Source organism: Chitiniphilus purpureus (assembly GCF_025642115.1).
Lineage (GTDB): Bacteria > Pseudomonadota > Gammaproteobacteria > Burkholderiales > Chitinibacteraceae > Chitiniphilus > Chitiniphilus purpureus.
Genome location: NZ_CP106753.1, coordinates 528,276 through 546,978, shown reverse-complemented (window position 1 = coordinate 546,978; position 18,703 = coordinate 528,276). Strand labels below are relative to the sequence as shown.

Below are 18,703 nucleotides of genomic sequence, written 5' to 3'. Positions count from 1 at the left end.
GTGATCGCAACGCTCGGCAGCGCGCAAACGTTGGCTTGGGCATCCACGTATTACCTGCCTGCCGTATTGGCAGAAGCACAGGGGGCTGAGCTCGGCCTATCAAGCGCCCAGATTTTCCTGGCCTTCTCCGGAGCACTTCTGCTGTCCGGCTTGATGGGTCCCAAGGTTGGCCACTGGATTGATCGAACCGGCGGCCGCTCTGTCCTGGTGTGTTCCAGCATATTGCTTGCGGTGGGCCTCACCCTGCTGGGCTTGAGCCAAGGAATGCTGTCGCTGATCGCCGCATGGATTGTGCTGGGCGCAGCAATGGGGCTGGGCCTCTACGAGGCTGCATTTTCCACGCTGGTGTTCATGTATGGCTCCGGCGCCAGAAAGGCCATCACCGGCATCACCCTGATCGCGGGTTTTGCCAGCACGGTGGGCTGGCCCCTGACCACCCTGCTCACACACCAATTCGACTGGCGGATTGCATGCTTCGCTTGGGCTGCAATTCATCTCGTGATTGGGCTGCCGCTGAATCTCTCCCTCCCGAAAATCAGCACTTCAGCCAGTTCGCTGCAGAGCCCAGAGCAGGGGAGCAATCCGCCGGCACAAGGTTCGTTCAAGGACATGGTCCTCGTCGCCATTGCCTTTGGATTCGCCTGGTTCATCGCTACGGCCATGGCGGCTCACCTGCCGAGGCTATTGCAGCTCTCGGGAGCAAGTGTCGGGATTGCCTTGGCTGCGGCGTCGTTGGTAGGGCCATTCCAGGTCCTTGGCCGCGTTGCCGAATTCGGTTGGCTACAGCGCTACCACGCCCTGATATCCGCTCGGTTTGCAGCTGCAGCCCACCCGATCGGCGTGCTGCTGTTGCTGAGCCTTGGCTCGCCCGCGGTCTTTCTCTTCACAATCCTGCATGGCATGGGCAACGGGGTGATGACCATTGCCAAGGGCACAGTCCCGCTCGCGCTCTTTGGCTCGGAGGGCTACGGTGCTCGGCTGGGCTGGATCATGGCACCTGCGCGGATTGGCCAAGCTTTTGCGCCGCCATTGATGGGGTATGCCTTGGATCGCTTTGGAAGCAATGCGGCGATGTTGACCGGCGCGATTGGGGGGCTTTCATGCTTTTGTTTGCTAGCGATAAGCAAAAAATCTGGTCACACCTGATTCTCCATGCGGATCGAGTAGTAGCACTTGCCTGGTGCTTGAAAGGCTGGATAGGACTGGGGGTTCAATCTTGCAATTGTCTTGGACAACCGCCCATTGAGAACTGGACGTCCGCTTTTCGGCCAAAGCAGAAGTCCATATCCAGCTGATTGATGTCACCTTAGAGTTGCAATGCAGCCCTCAACGTTGGAGGTAACGTGCAGCTGGAGCTGCGAAGCAGCGGAGGGAACCCAAAGCGCAGCTTTGGGCGGCCCGCTTGAGCGAAACGTTAGACCTGCAACACTGCTGGAATAGCGCCCAACCTGATTAACAACACAGCGATTCACGCCGAGAGAGTAGACCGCCAGCCTAGTTAACCGAGGTAGGCATCACCAGATGTAGGACGTCTCGAAATAAAGCAGCGCGTTCTGCCGAAGATTGCCGAGATAGGACTGGCGAAGGCCACGGAACACGTCAAAGCCGGTTCGCAGGCGGATGTGATCCGAATAGGCGTAGCTGAGGCGCCCGCGCAGCATCCAGTCCTCGCTGGGCTGCGACCAGACGGCGAACAGGTCCAGGTCCGCCCTGGAGTCGAGGAATGACCTGGCGTATCGCGCCGTGACGCCGTACTGATCGTCATCCAGCTCATTGCTGATCAGGCCTTGCGCCACCTGCAGTGATTGCTGGATGGGATCCGGGCTGGCGGGCAGGTCGCCATGCAGGTGTTTCCAGAACAGCTGCAGGCCCAGGGTCTCGCGATCGCCCAAGGCCCATTCCCCGCCGGCCACGCCCGAGACATACGGCCGACGCCGGGCGGTCAGCGGCGCGCCGTCCTGATCGTAGGTGACCCAGGCGAATTCGGCACGGTAGGCGATTTCACCACGCACGAACGCCACGTCTGCACCGAGCATCCGAAAGCGGGTGGCCTTTTGCGCCAGGGCCAATCCCTGCGGGGTCAGCGCATCCACCGCCAGCGTGGGATGGAGGTCAGCGCCGCGGACAAAGCCGATGGACCAGTCCGCCGCTTCTCCAAGGACGTCATACTTGGCCGCGAAGCTGGTGGTCGGCGCCGGCTGCGCATCCAGCACCACGACGCCGGGCTGCTCACGTAGCGGCACCTGATTGAATTCACGCTGGCTCATCCAGTGCAGCTGCAGTTTCCCCGGGCCCGCCTGACAATCGAGGTGGAGACCCCATTGGCCGGACCGCTGCTCGTCATCGTCCGGCGTCAGGCGGCGGAAGTTGCGTGGCGCAACCTGATCGGTGGGATTGATCGCGTCGGTCCTGCCCCACAGCACCAGCCGCTTGCCCAATGCGGGCGCGCATGGCGCTTGGCCAAGGCGCAGGTACAGCTCGGTGATGCCCGCGTCTTCGCGCTTGTGGTCCAGTCTTTCCGGTGCGGAACGCGCCCAGAGATCGGCATGCAGCTGGAGCGATTCCATCGCCTGCCAATCCAGCTGGACATCCCCGCGCAGCACACCCACCCCGGTGCGGTCATCCAGCATTCTGCTGGAGGACCAGACCCCCGCGGCGACTTCCCCGCTGATGCCGATGGGCTGTGCATGTGCCATGGTCGAACCCCACAACCACACGCCGGCGCAGAACGGCGTCAGCCAGCTTCGATCGAGCGGCCGCATCGGCTAGTGCGTGGCGAGGTTGTTGGCCGAGAAGGTCGTCTCTGCGACCGGCTCGCCCACCTTGAAGCTGGCGAAGGTGATGGTGGTGGTATGTCCGCTCTGCAGATTGGATCCCACTGCTTTCATCGGCTGCCACTTGTTGTTCGCGGCATCCACTTTCTGGATATCCGAGAACACGAAGCGCTTGTAGGGCTGGCCACCGGTGTCCTGGGTTTCTACGAGTGCGGCCACCCAGTTGTCCTTGCGCACCCAGGAGACACGCTTGCCATACCCGGAATCGGCCCGCGTGGCATCGCTGGCAGGAATGGATTCGATGACGAAGTAGGCAATGCCATCCTTGGTCTGCTCGGACAGCAGGGTGTGCTTCCAGTCGCCGACCTTGTGCCCCATCACGTCGCCGTAGCTGAAATCGGTCCCGATGAAGCTGTCCTTCTTGTTGGAGGCCACCAGGCGGCGCACCCGCTTCATCGCCGGCAGGTAGACCCACATGTCGTCATCCGCGGCGCGCTTCTCGATCAACAACGTGGCGGTCCCCTTGATGTCGGCGGGCGCCTCGAACCGGACCAGCCGCATCGTGTCCGTGCCGTTGTCCTGCAGCTTGGAGGTCATGCTGGCTTTGCGGGTCCGCTTGCCACCATCCTTGCTCTCCAGCACGAACTCCGCCGACGAATTTGACGTGCTGAATCGTGTCGCCGCTGCGCTGCGCTCCATGATCTGTGCGGCATCGGGAGCGGACCAGGCGATCTGCGAGTAGGTCAGGAAACCGATGGTGGCCAGGATGATCAGCAGGATCGCGCCCCGGTCGCCGGAGCGGCGCGCAAGCACAAAGCGCGGCTTGAAGATCAGGATCGCGCTGGGGATGAGCGTCAGGGCGGTGAGGACGCTGGCCAGCATCGCCAACACGATGAAGGAGGAGAGCCACATATGGACCTTGTAGTCGTATGAGAACAGGAGCACGGCATACCCGCCGGCAACGGCCGTGGCCACGAAGAGGCAGGCTTTGCCGGCAGTCTTGATCGCTTGATTCACGGCGGCGTTGAGTGATTGCCCTTGGGAGACAAACTCGGAAATCCGGTAGATCAGGTAGATGGCGTAGTCGGCACCGATGCCGACGGCCATGGCGGAGATCAGCGAGTTCGGGATGTTGAGCGGCACCCCGAAGTAGCCCATCGCCCCGAATACCAGCGCCAGCACCACCAGCAGCGGCGCCAGCACCAGTGCGCCGGCAACCAAGGACCTGAACGCGATGGCCGAGACCGCGAAGATCACCGCCAGGATCTGCACGATATTGAGGAGCTTGCTGTGCACCATCACGTCGGTGACCGCGAGCGTCTGTGCCACCTCGCCACCGAACGAGACGCTGACCCCGCGGGGGAACAGCCTGCCGGCCTCGCGCTTCAGGTCGCGGACCAGCTGGTCGATTTCCGCGTTGCTGTTGGTGCGCAGCATGACGGCGATCTTCGCCCGCTGATAGCCATAGTCGACGTGGGCGGAGAAGTCCTCGGGATCGCCCGACATCGCGTAGAGGAACAGGTATTGCGCGATCAGATTGCGATCGGCGGGCAATGGGCCAGCCGTCCTGCTCTCCCCCGAGGCGGCTTCATGCATGCGCTGCAGGAAGTCATAGATCGACAGCGTCTTGCCGACATGGGGACGCTTGGCCGCTTCGAGCTGAAGCGCATGCATGGCCGCCAGCACCTTGGGATCCTTGATGCCGTCCTCCCGGCCGGTATCGACCATCAGATAGAGCACGTTGGTGCCACCGGTCTGCCGATTGAGCTGCTGATCGTCCTGCTGGATGGGCAGGCTGGGGGAAAAGAATGTCTTGCTGGCATTGTCGATCTGGACCCTCGGCCAGCCGGCGATCGCGATCGCGACCAGCAGTGCCGTCCCGGCAAGGATGGCCGTACGACCGCCCGCTGTCCTCACCGACTGTGCGATGCCCGCACTGAGACGATCCCAGAAGCGCACCCGGCTCTCGGTGCGGATCTGGTCTGCCGAGGGCGCGCGCAGGCTGGCACGCACGGCCGGCGTGAACGTGAATTCGAGCATGACCGCAGTCAGGATGCCGATGCCGGTGAAGATGCCGAAGGCCCGTACGGTTTCGACCTCGAACACCACCAACGAGAAGAACCCCAAGGCGGCGACGCCCCCGGCAATCACCAGCACAGGCCCCACGGCGACCAGCGACTGGATCGTCGCCAATCGATTGGCCAGTGCCGGCTCGACGCCTTGGTCATCGACCAGCTCGATGAAACGCTCGTAGTACCGCTTCAGCAGCTGGACCGCATGCCCGGCGGCGACCGCCAGGATCAGGATGGGGGTCGGCGAATTGAAGATGTCCATGGGGATACGCATCAACCCCATCACGCCCACCCCCCATACCACCGACAACAGTGCGGTCACCAGCGGCAGGATCAGGCCCTGCCGGGTACGGAAGGCTTCGAAGTGCAGCAGCCCGATCACCAGCACCGCAATCGGGAACAGCCAGTTGATGCGCTCGGCAAAGATCTCGGCCTGATGCAGGAAGACCGGGTTGCCGCTGACCGTCACCTGCAGGCCCGCCTGCTGTTCCTGGCCGAGGATCCGGTGGACATCGGCGAGCATGGCACCGAAGCCGTTCGGATTCTCCTTGAGTTCGAGCATGATCGTGGCGGTGCGCCAATCCTGCGAGATCACCGTGTCGCGATAGACAGGGTTGGCTTCGATGGCTTGCTTGAGTGCGGTCCGGTCGACCCGTGCGGTAGGGCCGGTATCAATGAGCGGCTTGGCCTCGAAGCCATCGGCGGTGCCACGGATACGCTTGGCCTGGCGCGAGGTCAGGCTCAGCAGCGTTTGCTTGCTCACCGTCGGGGCGGCGTAGAGCTGGTCGGTGATGCGACGGACCGTATCGAGCACCGCAGGCTGCAGTGCATCCCCCTGCCGGGGCGTGACCCCGATGACCACCAGGTACTTCGAGCCGAAGATCTTCTCGATCGCGTTGGTGGCCTTGATGTAGGGATGCCCCTGGGGCACCACCGCGGCGGGATTGATGACCACCTGCTGTTTGGCGGCGAACAAGCCGAAGAAGACGGTCAGCAGCACCACGCAGCCAATCACCCATTTCCGGTAGTCCACGACCCAGGTGACGTACCGCTCCAGCAGGCGCGGGCCATTCGCGTCGGCATCGCATGCAGGGGCAGAAAGCTCAGCAGTGTGTGTGATGTTGGTCATGGGGCACGGTAAGGGAAGTGGCGATCCGGCGCGGCGGACAAAACACCGCGATGGTTCACGCTGATGGTAGAAAGGCGCGCCGCGGCGCTCAATGGAAGCGATGTACTATCGTCAAGCGGGAGAAATCGGGACGGCATTGAATCTGTTCGTTTGAGGAGGATGCATTGATGCAATTTCTCGGATTGCTGGTAACGCTTCTGTCGTTTTCGTTGTTGGTGTTTATGGTGCTGACGCAGGACGCCAGCGGGCACAGAACCGCAGCACTGCTCAATGGCGTTTTCAGGTTTGCCACCATGCCGATCCGGATTGCCGCAGCTGTGCTGCGCCGGTTGGCCGCCTGCCTGCAATATGCAGGCACCGTGGCGACCATGGCCTTGTTGAGCGGCACGCTCTTGGTGCTGGCCAACGAAATCGCGCTGATCCTCGGTTTTGCCGCGCTGTTCGACGGTCCGGACTACGCCGCCTGGCTCACCCTGTTTGCCAAACCGCATGCCTGGGCCGCGGCGACCACCCTCGTCGGCACCACCGTGGCCCTGGCCAGTCTTCGCAAATTCGACCTCGACAACGAAGCCGCGATGGATCGCAGGCTGGATCGCGCCATGGCCCGTCTGCAGGCGCGGGAAGCACGCAACGCCGCAGTGCAACGCAAGCTGCACACCGCGTTGCGGCATCGCGGCTGATTGCCGCCGGCGCGGCCCGCCCGCCTGCCGGCGCTCAGGCGTAGGCCAGATAGGACTGGGTCAGCTCGTGCCTGGGCTGATCAAACAGATCGAGCGCGCTGCCGCATTCGATCAGCCGGCCCACGCCGTCCAGTTTCCAGAACATGGCGACCTGGCTCGCGACCCGCCGGGCCTGGCCCAGGCTATGCGTGACCAGCAGGATGGTGCGGGTGCGCGACAGGCGCAGGATCAGATCCTCGATCTTCTGCGTCGAAATGGGATCAAGGGCGCTGCACGGTTCGTCCATCAGCAGCACGGCCGGCTGCAGCACCAAGGCACGGGCAAGGCAAAGCCGTTGCTGCTGGCCACCGGACAGCGCGAACGCCGATAGCGACAGCCGATCCTTCACCTCGTCCCACAATCCCACTTCCTGCAGCGCCGATTCGATCCGCTCGTTGACCTCGGCCTTTGCCCGGATGCCATGTTGCTTCAACGCAAACTCAAGGTTCTTCCAGATCGAGAACGGAAACGGATTCGGGCGCTGGAACAACATGCCGACCTGCCGCCGCAACAGGATCGCGTCCTTGCGCATCTGCTCGTTGTCCAGCCAGCTGAACGCCACCGAGCCGGTCACACAGCAGCCGGGAATCAGGTCGCACAGTCGATTGACGGTGTAGAGCATGCTGGACTTGCCGCACCCCGACGGGCCGATCATCGCGGTGACCGAATTGCGTGGCACCTTGAGGGAGACGGCTTCGACGACCTTGTTGTTGCCGTAGCGCACCGAGATGTCGTCGAACTCGATATGCCCGGATGAAGGCACGCTGTCCGCGATCGACTGCGGCGCCGGACGGGCGCGTTCGGCATGTGGTGACGTTGCCAGCAGCGTGGAGTGTGTCATCGGAATCCCTCGATTCAGCGCTGCGAGGCGCCGGTCATGTGTTTGTGCATCCAGCGGGTGCCCCAGTGCACCGCCGCGCTGAGGACGGTGAGCATGAGCAGCAGTGCCAATGCCGAGCCGTAGGCATTCGGCATGCCACCCGGCACATTGGTGGACAGGTCGTAGATATGGATCGAGATGCTGCGGCCGGAATCCATGATCGATTCGGGCATCCGGTCGGAGTAGCCGCTGGTGAAGAGCAGGACCGCGGTCTCGGCCAACGCCCGGGTCATCGCCAGGATCAGCCCGGCGCAGATGCCGGGCAGCGCCACCGGCACGGTCACGCTGCATAGCACGGCCGGCTTCGACAGCCCCAGCGCGGCCCCCGACACCCGATGCTGTTCGCCGGCCGCCTCAAGCGCCGTGGTCAGGGCACGGGCAAGCGTCGGCAGGATCATGCAGGCCAGCGCCAGACCACCGGCGGCAATCGAGTAGCCCATGCCCAGCTGGCGACAGAACAGACTGAGTCCGAACAGGCCGAATACCACGGACGGCACGCCAGCCAGGATATCCAGGCTGCAACGCATCGCCGTGGCGATCCACCCGTCCGGACGGCACACCTCGGTGAGCATCACCGCGATGGCAAAGGCCAGTGGCAGCGCGGCGGCCAGGCTGATCGAGACAATCGCCAGGGTCGAGACGAGGATGGGCAGGATGCCACCGCTGCGGCCGGCGTCACTAGGGCTGCCGGTGAAGAACTCGAGTGAGAGCGCATGGCTGCCTTCCAGGATCACGATCAGCAGCGGCCACAACAGCATCGCGGCAACCAGCAGCGATCCGGCCCAGAGAAAGCCTGTCCATAACCGCTCGCGGGGGTAGGGCATGCCGCTACCGAGCGCGCTCATGGTGCACCCCGCCGGCCGGTCGCGCCGACCCATTCACCCAGCGCGACCAGCGCGCTGACCAGGACCAGCATCATCAGCCCTGCGACAAACAGCGAGGCACGGTGATCACCCATCGCATACGGCATCTCCAGCGCGATGTTTGCCGTCAGGGTGCGGACCGGCTCGAACAGCGACTTGGGGACTTGCACGATGTTGCCGCAGACCATCAGCACCACCATCGTCTCGCCGATGGCCCGTGCGGCCCCCAGGATCATGGCGGATACGATGCCGTGCCTGGCGGCAGGGAGCACGATGCGCAGCACGGTCTGCGCGTTCGAGACACCGAGCGCGGCGGCGGCCTGCACGTAGCCGGGCGGCACCGCCAGCAGCGCAGCGCGGGACAGCATGGCAATGGTGGGGAAGATCATCACCGCGACGACGATCATGCCGGCAAGCAGGCTGGAACCGGGTGGGGAAATCCGGTTCACCAGTGGCACGATGACGGTGATCCCCCACAGCCCATACACCACTGTCGGCACCGCTGCGCTGGCCTCCACCAGCAGGCGCAGGCCCTTGGTAAGCCAGGCCGGTGCCACGAAGCAGGTGAACGTCGCGAACACCAGGCTCAACGGCGTCGCGATCGCCAATGCACCCGCGGTGAGCAGCAGGCTGGCCAGGATCATCGGCGACATGTTGAAGCTGCCGTCGCGGGGCCACCAGCCTGCGTCGGTCAGAAACCGCAACGGCCCGGCCTGGCTGATCAGCGGCCACGACTCGCGAACGAGCAGGCCGGCGATCAGCAGCACAATCAACGTGCCTGCGATCGCCAGACCCGCCATCACGGCCCAGAATGCCAGCAGCCGGATCCGCGCGGCGTGCCGGGGCATTGCCGCCTGTGGGAACGGCAGCTCCAGTAAAGCGCTCATTGCACCAGACCGTCCGGCTTATTGGGCCACGGGAACAAAGAACTGCTTCTTCACCAGCGCGCTGGCATCGCGGGATTGCGCAAACTGCACCAGATCCTTGGCCGTGGCCGTGAGCGGCTCCTTGAACACGAGATTGAGCGGGCGACGGATCGCATACTCGCCGGCAGCCACTGCCGCGGTCGTCGGAACCTGGTTGTCGACAGGGACCAGCTTGATGGCGGCGCCATGCTGCGCCTCGTATTCGGCGGTGCCGATCGATACGTAGCCGACCGTCGCCGGCGAGCCCGCCACGGCCTGGATGCCCTGCTGGTTGTCGCCGATGACGACGTGGGCCTTGATATCCTTGTATTTGACGCCGAAGAAATGGCTGAAGATATCCAGCGTCGAGCGTCCTTCCGCCTTGCTCACCACCGTGATCGGCGCATCGTCGCCGCCAAGCTGCCGCCAATTGGTGAGCTTGCCGGTGTAGATGTCGATGATCTGCTGCTTGGTAAAGCGCTGGATCGGGTTGTCCTTGTGCACGATCATGCCGACGCCGTCCTGCGCGATCATCACATGCTTCAGGTCCGCTTCGTCCGACTTGAGTTCACGTGAGACCATGCCGATCCCGGCGGTGCCCTGGCGCACATCCAGCACGCCGCGCGAGCTGCCGCCGGCCTGCACTTCGATGCGTACGCCGGGATGGCTTTGCTCGTATGCCTTGGCGATCTCGCTCATCAACGGCGCAATCGTGCTGGCACCCACCACCATGATGCGTTCCACAGCCGCTTTTTCGGCGGGCTGCGTGGAGCCCGTTGCACGATCACAGCCCACCAAACCGATCGTGCCCAATGCACCGGCAAGCAATAGGGCCATTGCGCCGATACCGCGGCCGGATTGGAAAACTGTCGCCATTGGAGAAACTCCATTAAATTGAAAAGGTGGATCGTTATTTTTAAGATTGCAGATTCATTGCATAGAATGCGATCGTACGCTGCCCCCTTCCCGGCGCCGAATAGAACCTATGTACTATGGCGCGCCACATCCCGCCTCTCGACAATGGTTTGCTCCAAGGAATATTCCTTGTCAGACGTCCTGAGGGGTTTGCAAAATGAGTGAAGTCACCGCCGCGGTTGCCGACGATCTGGCGCCGGTCGACCTGCGTTCAACCAACCGTCGCAACGAGCTGCAGACGCAGCATGAAAAGACCGACGGCTACTTCAACTTGATTGCCTACATTGCTTCGAACGCGATCGCGGGCGAGGTCATGGCGGTCGAGAACTATTCGGAGATGGTGCCGCTGATGCCCACCACCGACGACAAGATCGAGACCGTGAAGCAGGCGCATGAAGAGTCCAAGCACATCCAGATGCTGGCGAGCCTGGGCAAGCGTCACGACTACACGGTGATGCGCGAGATCGTCGAGCCGCAATGGTTCAACATCCGCCGCCATTTCAGCAGCGCCGTGCAGAACAAGGATCTGGCTGCCTGTCTCATCATGCAGGATCTGATGACCGAGACCATGGCCATCGTCCTGTATCGGACCCTGAAACGTCAGGGCGACCCGGATACCGCCGCCCTTGCCAGCAAGATCCTGGAAGACGAGCTGGAGCATCTGGAGATCGGCCTGACCCGGATCCGTGGCCTGCTGGAGGCAGACCCGGAAGGCGTGCACGAGAGCCTGAAGTGGGCGCACCACCGCGTCATGCCCGAGCTCTTCAGCATGGTCAGCACCAGCTGCCACTTCCTGTGCGACCGTCTCAACATCGATTGCGGTGCCCTGTCGCTGGGCGATCTGAAGACCGACATCGACGAGATCCGGATCGAGGCACTCGATACCTACGTGGAAACGCTGGACAAGGCGAACTTCGACCCGGTCGTGACTGCGGCCCTGATCGAATCCATGCAATCGTATGGCGGTACGCCGTCGATGAACTCGGCGCTGGCTACGGCCTGAGCGTCACGTCAACAAGGCGTTCCTTGCAGTGGAAACCCTTCAAACCGGTTTGGCATCCCCGGCCGTCCGCGCGTTCTTCGAATTCCTGCTGATGGATGGGGCCCTGCTCATCGGGCTGTTTCTGCTGATCACCTGGGGGGTGGTGCTGCTACAGCAGCGCCTGCCCTTCCAGGCGACCCAGAACCGGCTCAAAGGCGCGACTAGTTGGCGCTCGGCCTTCGCGGCCAGCGTCGGCGGCGTGATCACCCCGTTCTGCTCATGCTCCACCATTCCGGTGCTGAGCGGCATGCTGCGCGCCGGTGTGGGCTTCGTCCCCAGCTTTGCGTTCCTGGTGTCCTCGCCGGTGGTCAATGAAGGCGTGTTCATCCTGCTGTTTGCCACCCAGGGGCCGGTCGCCGGCCTCACCTTCATCGTGGTGGGTCTCGCGCTCACGTCGGCAGCAGGGGTGCTCGCCGGCAGGCTGGGGCTGCAACGCTACCTGGTGTCGACACCGGCCCCGGAAAGCGCCGGCACGTTCGTCGGCACCGGCGGTCCGACCTGGCCGGGCTTCGGGCCCGCCAGCCGTTTTGCCTGGATCGCGGCGGTGCGGGAGCTGAAGGACGTCGCACCCTACCTGCTGGTGGGCCTGTTGATCGGCGGTGTCATCTATGGCGCGGTACCCAAGGACACGCTGTTGGCCCTGGTCGACAGCGCCCATCCCGCATTGCTCTATCTGGTATGCGCGCTGGTCGGCGTGCCGCTCTATATCTCGCCGGTCGCCGCACTGCCCATCGGCTTTGCGCTGATCGAGAAGGGCTTTCCGGTGGGGCCGCTCGTGACCTTCCTGGTCGCCGCGATCGGAACCAGTCCCCCGGAGATCATGCTGCTGTTCCGGCTCTTCAGATTGCCACTGGTCATCGCCCACACCCTGAGCGTCATCGCCTGCGCGTTGATTCTGGGGGTGGTCGTGACCCTCGTGCTCTAACCCATTTCCAAAAGGTGCCCCCATGTTTGGTCTCTTCAAGAAGGGCTCGGATGACGATTCCGCCCTGGTCAAGCAAGCGCTGAGCCCGCAGACCGTTGCCGTTGTCTCCGCCAGCTGCTGCGTCCGCGGTACCGCGGACATCGACGCGGCAGCCCAGGCCGCCGCCCACGCCGCGCTGCAATCCGCGCATCTCGATTGGCCCGTGGTCACCGTGACGGTGACCCAGGCGCAGTCCGCGCTCGGCCGGATCTCCGGCGAACTGGACAGCGGCGGCGCCAAGGTGGCGCAGCAGGTGAGCGAGCTGTTCATGTCCCATGGCCTGAGCGCCTTCCCGGTGCTGATCGTGAACCAGCGCCTGGTGTCGTACGGTGGCGCCCCGGACCAGGAGCTCGTCGGCAAGGCATTGCCGGGATCGTCCACCAGCACGTCGCAGGTCCTCCATTGAACGCCCTGCGGGAAACGGCGCGCCAGGGAAAGCGGGTCCTGCTCACCGGCGGCACCGGTTACCTGGGGGCGCTGCTCGCGGCGCAGGTGCTTGGCGATGACTGGGCCGATACCCTGGTGGTCCCCAGCCGGCAGATGCAGGCAGCCGATGCCGTGCCCGAAGCAATCCAGCGCGAACTGCTCGCCTTGGGCGCAGACCCGGCCGCCCTGGCCGGCCGGATCGAGGTGGTCGGCTGGCAGGGCGCAGAGCACGTGTCGCACGACGAACTGGTGGGCATGCTTACCGGTGTGGACACGGTCATCCATTGCGCGGGGTGTCTCGACTACTTCGACAGCGCCGCGCTGCAGACCCTGAACGTCGAATTCACACAGCGGTTGGTGGATGCCGCCAAGGCGGCCGGCGTCGGTCGTTTCGTCTTCATTTCCACCGCCTACGCGGGGGGCTATTCCGGTGCACCCATCCCGGAACGCGCGCTGCACACACCGCCAAGCGACCCCACCGACTACACCCTGACCAAGCGGAACGCCGAACACGTCGTGGCCTGCTCGGGCATCCCGTTCCTCGTCGTACGCCCCTCCATTGTGATCGGCAGCGCCAAGGACGGCCGCTACAGCGGCAAGCGCTATGGGCTCTACCAGCAATGGATGGGGATCGAACGCCTGCTTTCGGACCGCTACCACGAAGAGTTGCACACCGTGGCCACGGACCAGCCGTTGAACCTGCTGCATCAGGATGTCTTCCAGGCGGCGATGGCAAGCATCCTGCGCTGGGTGCCGGACGGCGAGTACGTAAACCTGGTGGTGAGCAATCGCAGCGCCCCTTCCATGAAGCGGCTCTGGCAGATGATCTGCGAGGTGACGCGGCCGCGCAGCGTGGTCTTCTACGACCATATGCGCCAAGTTGACCTCAAAGCCATCCACATGCGGCAGCGCGCCTACCTCACCTTTGCCCAGACCAACCTGGAAATCGGCGCCTATCCCTGGCAGTTCGAACGAGGGTGGCTTGAACAGCTCGCCCAGCGCGGCCTCACCTTCACCGAGACCACCGCGGAAACGATCCAGATCTGCCAGGACCGCTTCGTACGCTCCTCCGCACTGCTGCAGCGCTATCTGGAGCGATTTGGAAATGAGTTGCCGGCGTGCGTCGACTATCGACAGCACGACGAGCATGTTCCGACCTTGTCACTTTCCATGGCTTGATCATGAACTCACCTGAACCACACAGCGCAGCCCGGTTGAGCGCCTGGGAGCACGAACTGGCCTCCCTGGCTTCGGGATTGCGCACGCGTCTGGAAACCACCTCGCAGCGCGCGGATCAGCGCGTGCTGTGGCTCGGCGGCGGCTATTCGGCGCTGCTGGCGCAAAACACAGCGGCGCTGGCCGGAGCGGACGTCATGCTCGCCGATGTGGAAACACGGCAACTGCGGCGTGCCAGGAGCTTGGTTGGCGAACGCGCACAGACGATCCGTCTGCTGGACCTTGGCAACCTGCGCCGCGATGTGCGGGGCATCGAGTCCGCCATGTCGGCGACAGCCATCCGCGATATCGAGAGCTATCTGGTGCTCGAGGAGAAACTGAGAAACCTGTTTGCCGGCACACCAGCGGTGGCGGACGGCTGGGCACATAGCGTGGTGCTCGATTTTGCCGTCAACCGGATCGAGCCGGGCATGGTACCGCAGCTGCTTGCTGAAGCATTCCGCGTACAAGCCCGCGAAGGCGTGGTGTATTGTGCTGCGCTGGTTGCGGATGAACCGATCGCCTCCGCATATGCGGTGCGCGGTGCACCACCGGGCCCTTCGCTGCACGTCCCCACCGAAGGCGCGCTGCTCAGATCATTCGAGGAAGCAGGTTTCCACGGTATCACTGTCCATTGGTCCACCGCCGTGGATCCGTTGGCTGTGGATCGCATCGGCGATGTCGACGTCCGCATGTGCATCATCGAAGCGTACCGGGGAAAGCAGGGTCCGTGCTTCGAGCTGGGTCAGGCAGTGATGTACCGGGGCCCGTGGCGGGAAGTCGAGGACGACGACGGCCATGTGTATCGTCGGGGTCAGCGTGTGGCGGTCTGTGCGAAGACCTTTGATCTGATGATGCGCGCCCCTTATCAGGGCCAATTCGTCGGTCTGCGCAGCGTGAACGAGCCCCCATTGGCCCAAGCCGAGCTGTTCGACTGCAACACCCCGGCCCTGCGTGATCCCAAGGTCACCAAGGGATTGGCACCCTTTGCCGGGGCTACGGCGGCCTCAGCCTGCGACCCTGCCGGGGGCTGCTGCTAGCGCGATCATCCTTTCTTGATCGCGTATCAACATTTGCATATTTTCTTATACAATTCTGTCCTTGGGCGAAATGCAAATGACCGCCCGCTTTGCAGTGGGGTATGAGGAAATGGAAAAAGCGCACCTGGATTGGCAATATCTGAGGGCTCTGGGCGAGACGTCCCGATTCAAGCAACTGGACGTCGACTGCCTGGCAGTGGGAACCGCCGTTGTCGAGCATTCGGCAGTCCAGATCGAAGAAATCCTGTATCTGGACGGTGAAATACACGAAGAGCCCCAGACGCTGCAAAGCCATTGCGCGTCGCTCCTCGCGGTGTGGAACGCGGTCCGGGCACCATCGCTGGTGGACCTTGGACAGTGTTCCTGCGTAGGAAGACGGCTGCTGATGCTGGAACCGCGGTTCGGCCGCCGTTTTGCGATCCATGCCATCGAGCTTGGCGGGCCCCATCTGATCTTCGCGGTCATGAGCTCCGTAAGCCGTTGGGAGGACGTCGAGCTGGTCAAGTCCATGAGCCAGGAGCTTGCGACGGCCGCGGCCAACGTGCATCACGCTGCAGGCTTCACCCAAAGCGAGGCGGCCACGCAGGCGCCGGAATTCGAATGGTACCTCTATACGGCTCGCGAGATCGAAATCCTCAAGCTGCTTGCCGGCGGCCTCAGCAACAAGCAAATCGCCCGGGAGCTGGGATCGAGCCCGAATACGGTGCGCAACCAGATCCATGCACTGTTCAGAAAAGCGGACGTGACCAATCGGACAGAGCTTGCATTGCGGGTCGCGACTGCGACCTGAGTGGCTCAAGCACCATCCGGTCATCCGGCGCATGAGGCGAAGGCGGGATGGCAGGCATGCGTGATCCATCCCCGTCTGAGGGGATGGCAGAAATGATCACCGGCCGATCGGTAGTCAAGCCATTACAAAACCACCTCCGCCTTTCAATTGCCAAACCCTGGATTCGCCGCGATACACATTGCGGCGTGCTTCCCTATACCCCCTGATCACGTCACACCATCCGTCATCGGCTGTCTGCCGCCTTCCGATTCCGTCGTCATGATGCATCTCCATGCACCCAGGCGCTGGGCCTGGAATACCATCCAGGCACCGATTGAGCATGGATCTCACATTCCATGCCTTGAACCAGGCAATTCCACCAGCGGCCAATTGCTTGAATGGACCCACATCGCGCCGGATTTGTCGCTGCAATAGGGAATGGAATCGGCAGGCTCCACTTGCTGGATTGGCCAGGCCATAACGGAGCCGATTCCCGGCCTCTCCAAAAGAGTCCTGAAAAGACAAACAACGTCCGCAGGGTGACTGCGCATGAAGTGTGCCGCCACCCTGTGGCCAGCTGTGACTGGGCAGGTCTCCCAGCCCCCATCACCGCCCCATCCCTTGTGCAGGCGTGCCGACCGGTTGATGCTGCGTTGCCATTTGGGGCGACAGGCAAAACAAAAGGGTTGGCGCATGGGCGCCAACCCTTAGTGTCTACTGCTGAATCCTGGTGGGTCGTGCGGGACTCGAACCTGCGACCAACGGATTAAAAGTCCGCTGCTCTACCAACTGAGCTAACGACCCGGAAAGAGCGCGAATATAGCGGCGGCCCGGAAGGGCGTCAAGGCTAACACCTTGTGCCGCAAGTAAAAACCGGCCCTGGGGCCGGTTTTCGGTATCTGGTGGGTTGTGAGTGGCTCGAACACTCGACCTACGGATTAAGAGTCCGCTGCTCTACCAACTGAGCTAACAACCCAAAGAGGCGTGAATCATAGACCGCGGCGGCACCTGCGTCAACTCCTGCCGTCGATCCGGCTGCTGCCCGCAAGCCCCCCTTGCGTAAGGGTGGTCCGCCAGGACGATCTCGCGCACGGATGGCCGCCGCATCCGGGTTAGACTTCCTGTTTTTCCACCCCAGGAGTACTTGCCATGCGCCTGCTTCATACCATGTTACGTGTCGGCAATCTTGATCGTTCGCTGGCCTTCTATACGCAGGTGCTGGGCATGCGCCTGTTGCGACGCAAGGATTATCCGGAGGGGCGGTTCACGCTGGCTTTCGTCGGCTACGGCGAGGAGCGCGACACCACCGTGATCGAGCTGACCCACAATTGGGATACCAGCCGCTACGAGCTGGGCACCGGCTATGGCCATATCGCGATCGAGGTCGAGGATGCCTATGCCGCGTGTGTCGCGGTGCGGGCCAAGGGGGGCCGTGTCACCCGCGAGGCCGGGCCGATGAAGCATGGCAGCACGGTGATCGCGTTCGTCGAGGATCCGGACGGCTACAAGATCGAATTCATCCAGCGCTGTACGCAATGATTGCACCGCGCCAGCCCTGCATGATCCGATCACCCTGGAAACACACATGAAGAAAACCCTGTCACTCATCTGCGGGCTTGCGCCCGCGCTGGGGCACGCCGCCGCATTGGATGGCAGCCAACTCTCGTTGCTGTGGGCGCTGCCCTTTGCCGGCATCCTGCTGTCGATCGCCTTGTTTCCGCTGCTGGCGCCGCATTTCTGGCACACCCATTTCGGCAAGGTGGCAGCCTTCTGGGCTGCGGCCTTTGTGCTGCCGTGCGCGCTGGCGTTCGGTTGGGAGGTGGCCGGTGGTGTGATCGCGCATGCACTGATCGAGGAGTTCATCCCCTTCATCCTGCTGCTGTTCGCGCTGTATACCGTGTCGGGCGGCATCCTGGTGTGGGGCAACCTGCATGGCTCGCCGGCGCTCAACACTGGCCTGCTGGCGCTTGGCGCCGTGCTCGCATCGCTGATGGGTACCACCGGGGCGGCGATGCTGCTGATCCGCCCGTTGCTCAAGGCCAACGACAACCGGCGCCACAACGTGCACGTGGTGGTGTTCTTCATCTTCCTGGTGGCCAATATCGGCGGGGGCCTGACACCCATCGGCGACCCGCCGCTGTTTCTGGGCTTTCTGAAAGGCGTGGGTTTTTTCTGGACGCTCGAACACATGTTCGCGCCGGTGGCGCTGTGCGTGCTGCTGCTGCTGGCGCTGTTCTACGCCGTCGATAGCCACTACTTCAAAAAGGAGGGCGTGCTGCCGCGCGACAAGACGCCCGACACCCATGGCATCAAGCTCTACGGCAAATTCAATTTCCTGCTGATCGCGGCAGTGGTCGGCGCCGTGGTGATGTCGGGCATCTGGCGACCCGGGGTCGAATTCAGGCTGGCCGGCGCCACGCTGTCGCTGCAGAACCTGGTACGCGATCTGCTGCTGGTGGCGATCGCGCTGCTGTCGCTGTGGCTCACGCCCCGGCAGGTGCGGGCCGGCAACGATTTCAATTGGTTCCCGATGCAGGAGGTGGGCAAGCTGTTCGCCGCCATCTTCATTGTGATGGCCCCGGCGATCGCCATCCTGCGTGCCGGCGAGGCAGGGCAGCTCGCGCCATTGGTGGGGCTGGTGTTCGACGCAGAGGGCACGCCGCGCGATGCGATGTTCTTCTGGATGACCGGGGTGCTGTCGGCGTTCCTCGACAACGCGCCGACCTATCTGGTGTTCTTCAATCTCGCGCATGGCGATGCGCAGCACCTGATGGGGCCGATGGCCTCCACGCTGCTTGCGATCTCGGCAGGCTCGGTCTTCATGGGTGCCATGAGCTACATCGGCAATGCGCCCAACTTCATGGTCAAGGCCGTGGCCGAGGATCGCGGCGTGAAGATGCCGAGCTTCTTCGGCTACATGGCCTGGTCCGCCGCCATCCTGCTGCCGCTGTTCGTGCTGGTCACCGTGGTGTTTTTCCATTTCTGATTGC

The 18,703-nt window shown here is 63.2% G+C and carries 16 protein-coding genes and 2 tRNA genes; 10 read left to right on the top strand and 8 right to left on the bottom strand.

The window, feature by feature from the left end; genetic code table 11:
* The gene (locus N8I74_RS02410; RefSeq protein ID WP_263125326.1) at positions 1-1,146 is read left to right on the top strand and encodes an MFS transporter; all 1,146 of its coding nucleotides are present in this window, start codon (positions 1-3) and stop codon (positions 1,144-1,146) included.
* A 368-nt stretch (positions 1,147-1,514) separates the two neighbouring features.
* Here N8I74_RS02410 and N8I74_RS02405 read toward each other — a convergent pair whose 3' ends face one another.
* Together N8I74_RS02405 and N8I74_RS02400 are read right to left on the bottom strand one after the other, a co-directional pair.
* Positions 1,515-2,696, bottom strand: coding sequence for a hypothetical protein (locus N8I74_RS02405; protein ID WP_263125325.1), 1,182 nt, complete (start codon positions 2,694-2,696; stop codon positions 1,515-1,517).
* Between the two features lie 69 nt (positions 2,697-2,765).
* Positions 2,766-5,975 (bottom strand): outer membrane lipoprotein-sorting protein, encoded by a 3,210-nt coding sequence (locus tag N8I74_RS02400; RefSeq protein ID WP_263125324.1) that lies wholly within the window; start codon positions 5,973-5,975, stop codon positions 2,766-2,768.
* A gap of 293 nt (positions 5,976-6,268) precedes the next feature.
* Here N8I74_RS02400 and N8I74_RS02395 point away from each other — a divergent pair, with 293 nt between their 5' ends.
* Positions 6,269-6,655, top strand: coding sequence for a hypothetical protein (locus N8I74_RS02395; RefSeq protein ID WP_263125323.1), 387 nt, complete (start codon positions 6,269-6,271; stop codon positions 6,653-6,655).
* Between the two features lie 34 nt (positions 6,656-6,689).
* Here the strand turns inward: N8I74_RS02395 and N8I74_RS02390 are convergent, their stop codons facing one another.
* Genes N8I74_RS02390 through N8I74_RS02375 form a run of 4 tightly spaced genes read right to left on the bottom strand, consistent with a single transcriptional unit; the run spans position 6,690 to position 10,179 of the window.
* Entirely contained in the window at positions 6,690-7,535 is an 846-nt protein-coding gene (locus tag N8I74_RS02390; protein WP_263125322.1) for a phosphate ABC transporter ATP-binding protein, read from the bottom strand.
* 14 nt (positions 7,536-7,549) lie between these two features.
* On the bottom strand, positions 7,550-8,419 hold the full coding sequence (gene pstA / locus N8I74_RS02385; protein WP_263125320.1) for a phosphate ABC transporter permease PstA: 870 nt from the start codon (positions 8,417-8,419) through the stop codon (positions 7,550-7,552).
* Entirely contained in the window at positions 8,416-9,324 is a 909-nt protein-coding gene (pstC, locus tag N8I74_RS02380; protein WP_263125319.1) for a phosphate ABC transporter permease subunit PstC, read from the bottom strand. The genes pstA and pstC overlap by 4 nt, the downstream gene beginning before the upstream one ends.
* A gap of 18 nt (positions 9,325-9,342) precedes the next feature.
* Positions 9,343-10,179 (bottom strand): phosphate ABC transporter substrate-binding protein, encoded by an 837-nt coding sequence (locus tag N8I74_RS02375; protein WP_263126706.1) that lies wholly within the window; start codon positions 10,177-10,179, stop codon positions 9,343-9,345.
* Between the two features lie 235 nt (positions 10,180-10,414).
* Between N8I74_RS02375 and N8I74_RS02370 the strand changes: the two genes are divergently transcribed.
* From N8I74_RS02370 to N8I74_RS02345, 6 genes are all read left to right on the top strand, one after another.
* Positions 10,415-11,260, top strand: a complete 846-nt coding sequence (locus N8I74_RS02370; RefSeq protein ID WP_263125318.1) for a ferritin-like domain-containing protein — start codon at positions 10,415-10,417, stop codon at positions 11,258-11,260.
* A 28-nt stretch (positions 11,261-11,288) separates the two neighbouring features.
* A complete protein-coding gene (locus N8I74_RS02365; RefSeq protein ID WP_263125316.1) occupies positions 11,289-12,224 on the top strand; it encodes a permease in 936 nt (311 codons plus the stop codon).
* Between the two features lie 22 nt (positions 12,225-12,246).
* Positions 12,247-12,669: a hypothetical protein gene (locus tag N8I74_RS02360; RefSeq protein ID WP_263125315.1), complete on the top strand. Its 423-nt coding sequence runs from the start codon at positions 12,247-12,249 to the stop codon at positions 12,667-12,669.
* Positions 12,666-13,868 (top strand): NAD-dependent epimerase/dehydratase family protein, encoded by a 1,203-nt coding sequence (locus N8I74_RS02355; protein WP_263125314.1) that lies wholly within the window; start codon positions 12,666-12,668, stop codon positions 13,866-13,868. Before N8I74_RS02360 ends, N8I74_RS02355 begins: the two co-directional genes overlap by 4 nt.
* Before the next feature lie 2 nt (positions 13,869-13,870).
* Positions 13,871-14,944, top strand: coding sequence for a hypothetical protein (locus N8I74_RS02350; protein ID WP_263125313.1), 1,074 nt, complete (start codon positions 13,871-13,873; stop codon positions 14,942-14,944).
* Positions 14,945-15,020: 76 nt separating this feature from the next.
* Positions 15,021-15,734 (top strand): helix-turn-helix transcriptional regulator, encoded by a 714-nt coding sequence (locus tag N8I74_RS02345; protein WP_263125312.1) that lies wholly within the window; start codon positions 15,021-15,023, stop codon positions 15,732-15,734.
* 707 nt (positions 15,735-16,441) lie between these two features.
* Here the strand turns inward: N8I74_RS02345 and N8I74_RS02340 are convergent.
* Positions 16,442-16,517 (bottom strand) — tRNA-Lys (locus N8I74_RS02340).
* A 96-nt stretch (positions 16,518-16,613) separates the two neighbouring features.
* A tRNA-Lys gene (locus N8I74_RS02335) sits at positions 16,614-16,689 on the bottom strand.
* 173 nt (positions 16,690-16,862) lie between these two features.
* On the opposite strand from N8I74_RS02335, the gene gloA reads away from it, so the two are divergent.
* On the top strand, positions 16,863-17,252 hold the full coding sequence (gene gloA / locus N8I74_RS02330) for a lactoylglutathione lyase (RefSeq protein ID WP_263125311.1): 390 nt from the start codon (positions 16,863-16,865) through the stop codon (positions 17,250-17,252).
* A gap of 46 nt (positions 17,253-17,298) precedes the next feature.
* Positions 17,299-18,699: a sodium:proton antiporter gene (locus N8I74_RS02325; RefSeq protein WP_263125310.1), complete on the top strand. Its 1,401-nt coding sequence runs from the start codon at positions 17,299-17,301 to the stop codon at positions 18,697-18,699.
* The last annotated feature ends 4 nt before the right edge of the window (positions 18,700-18,703 follow it).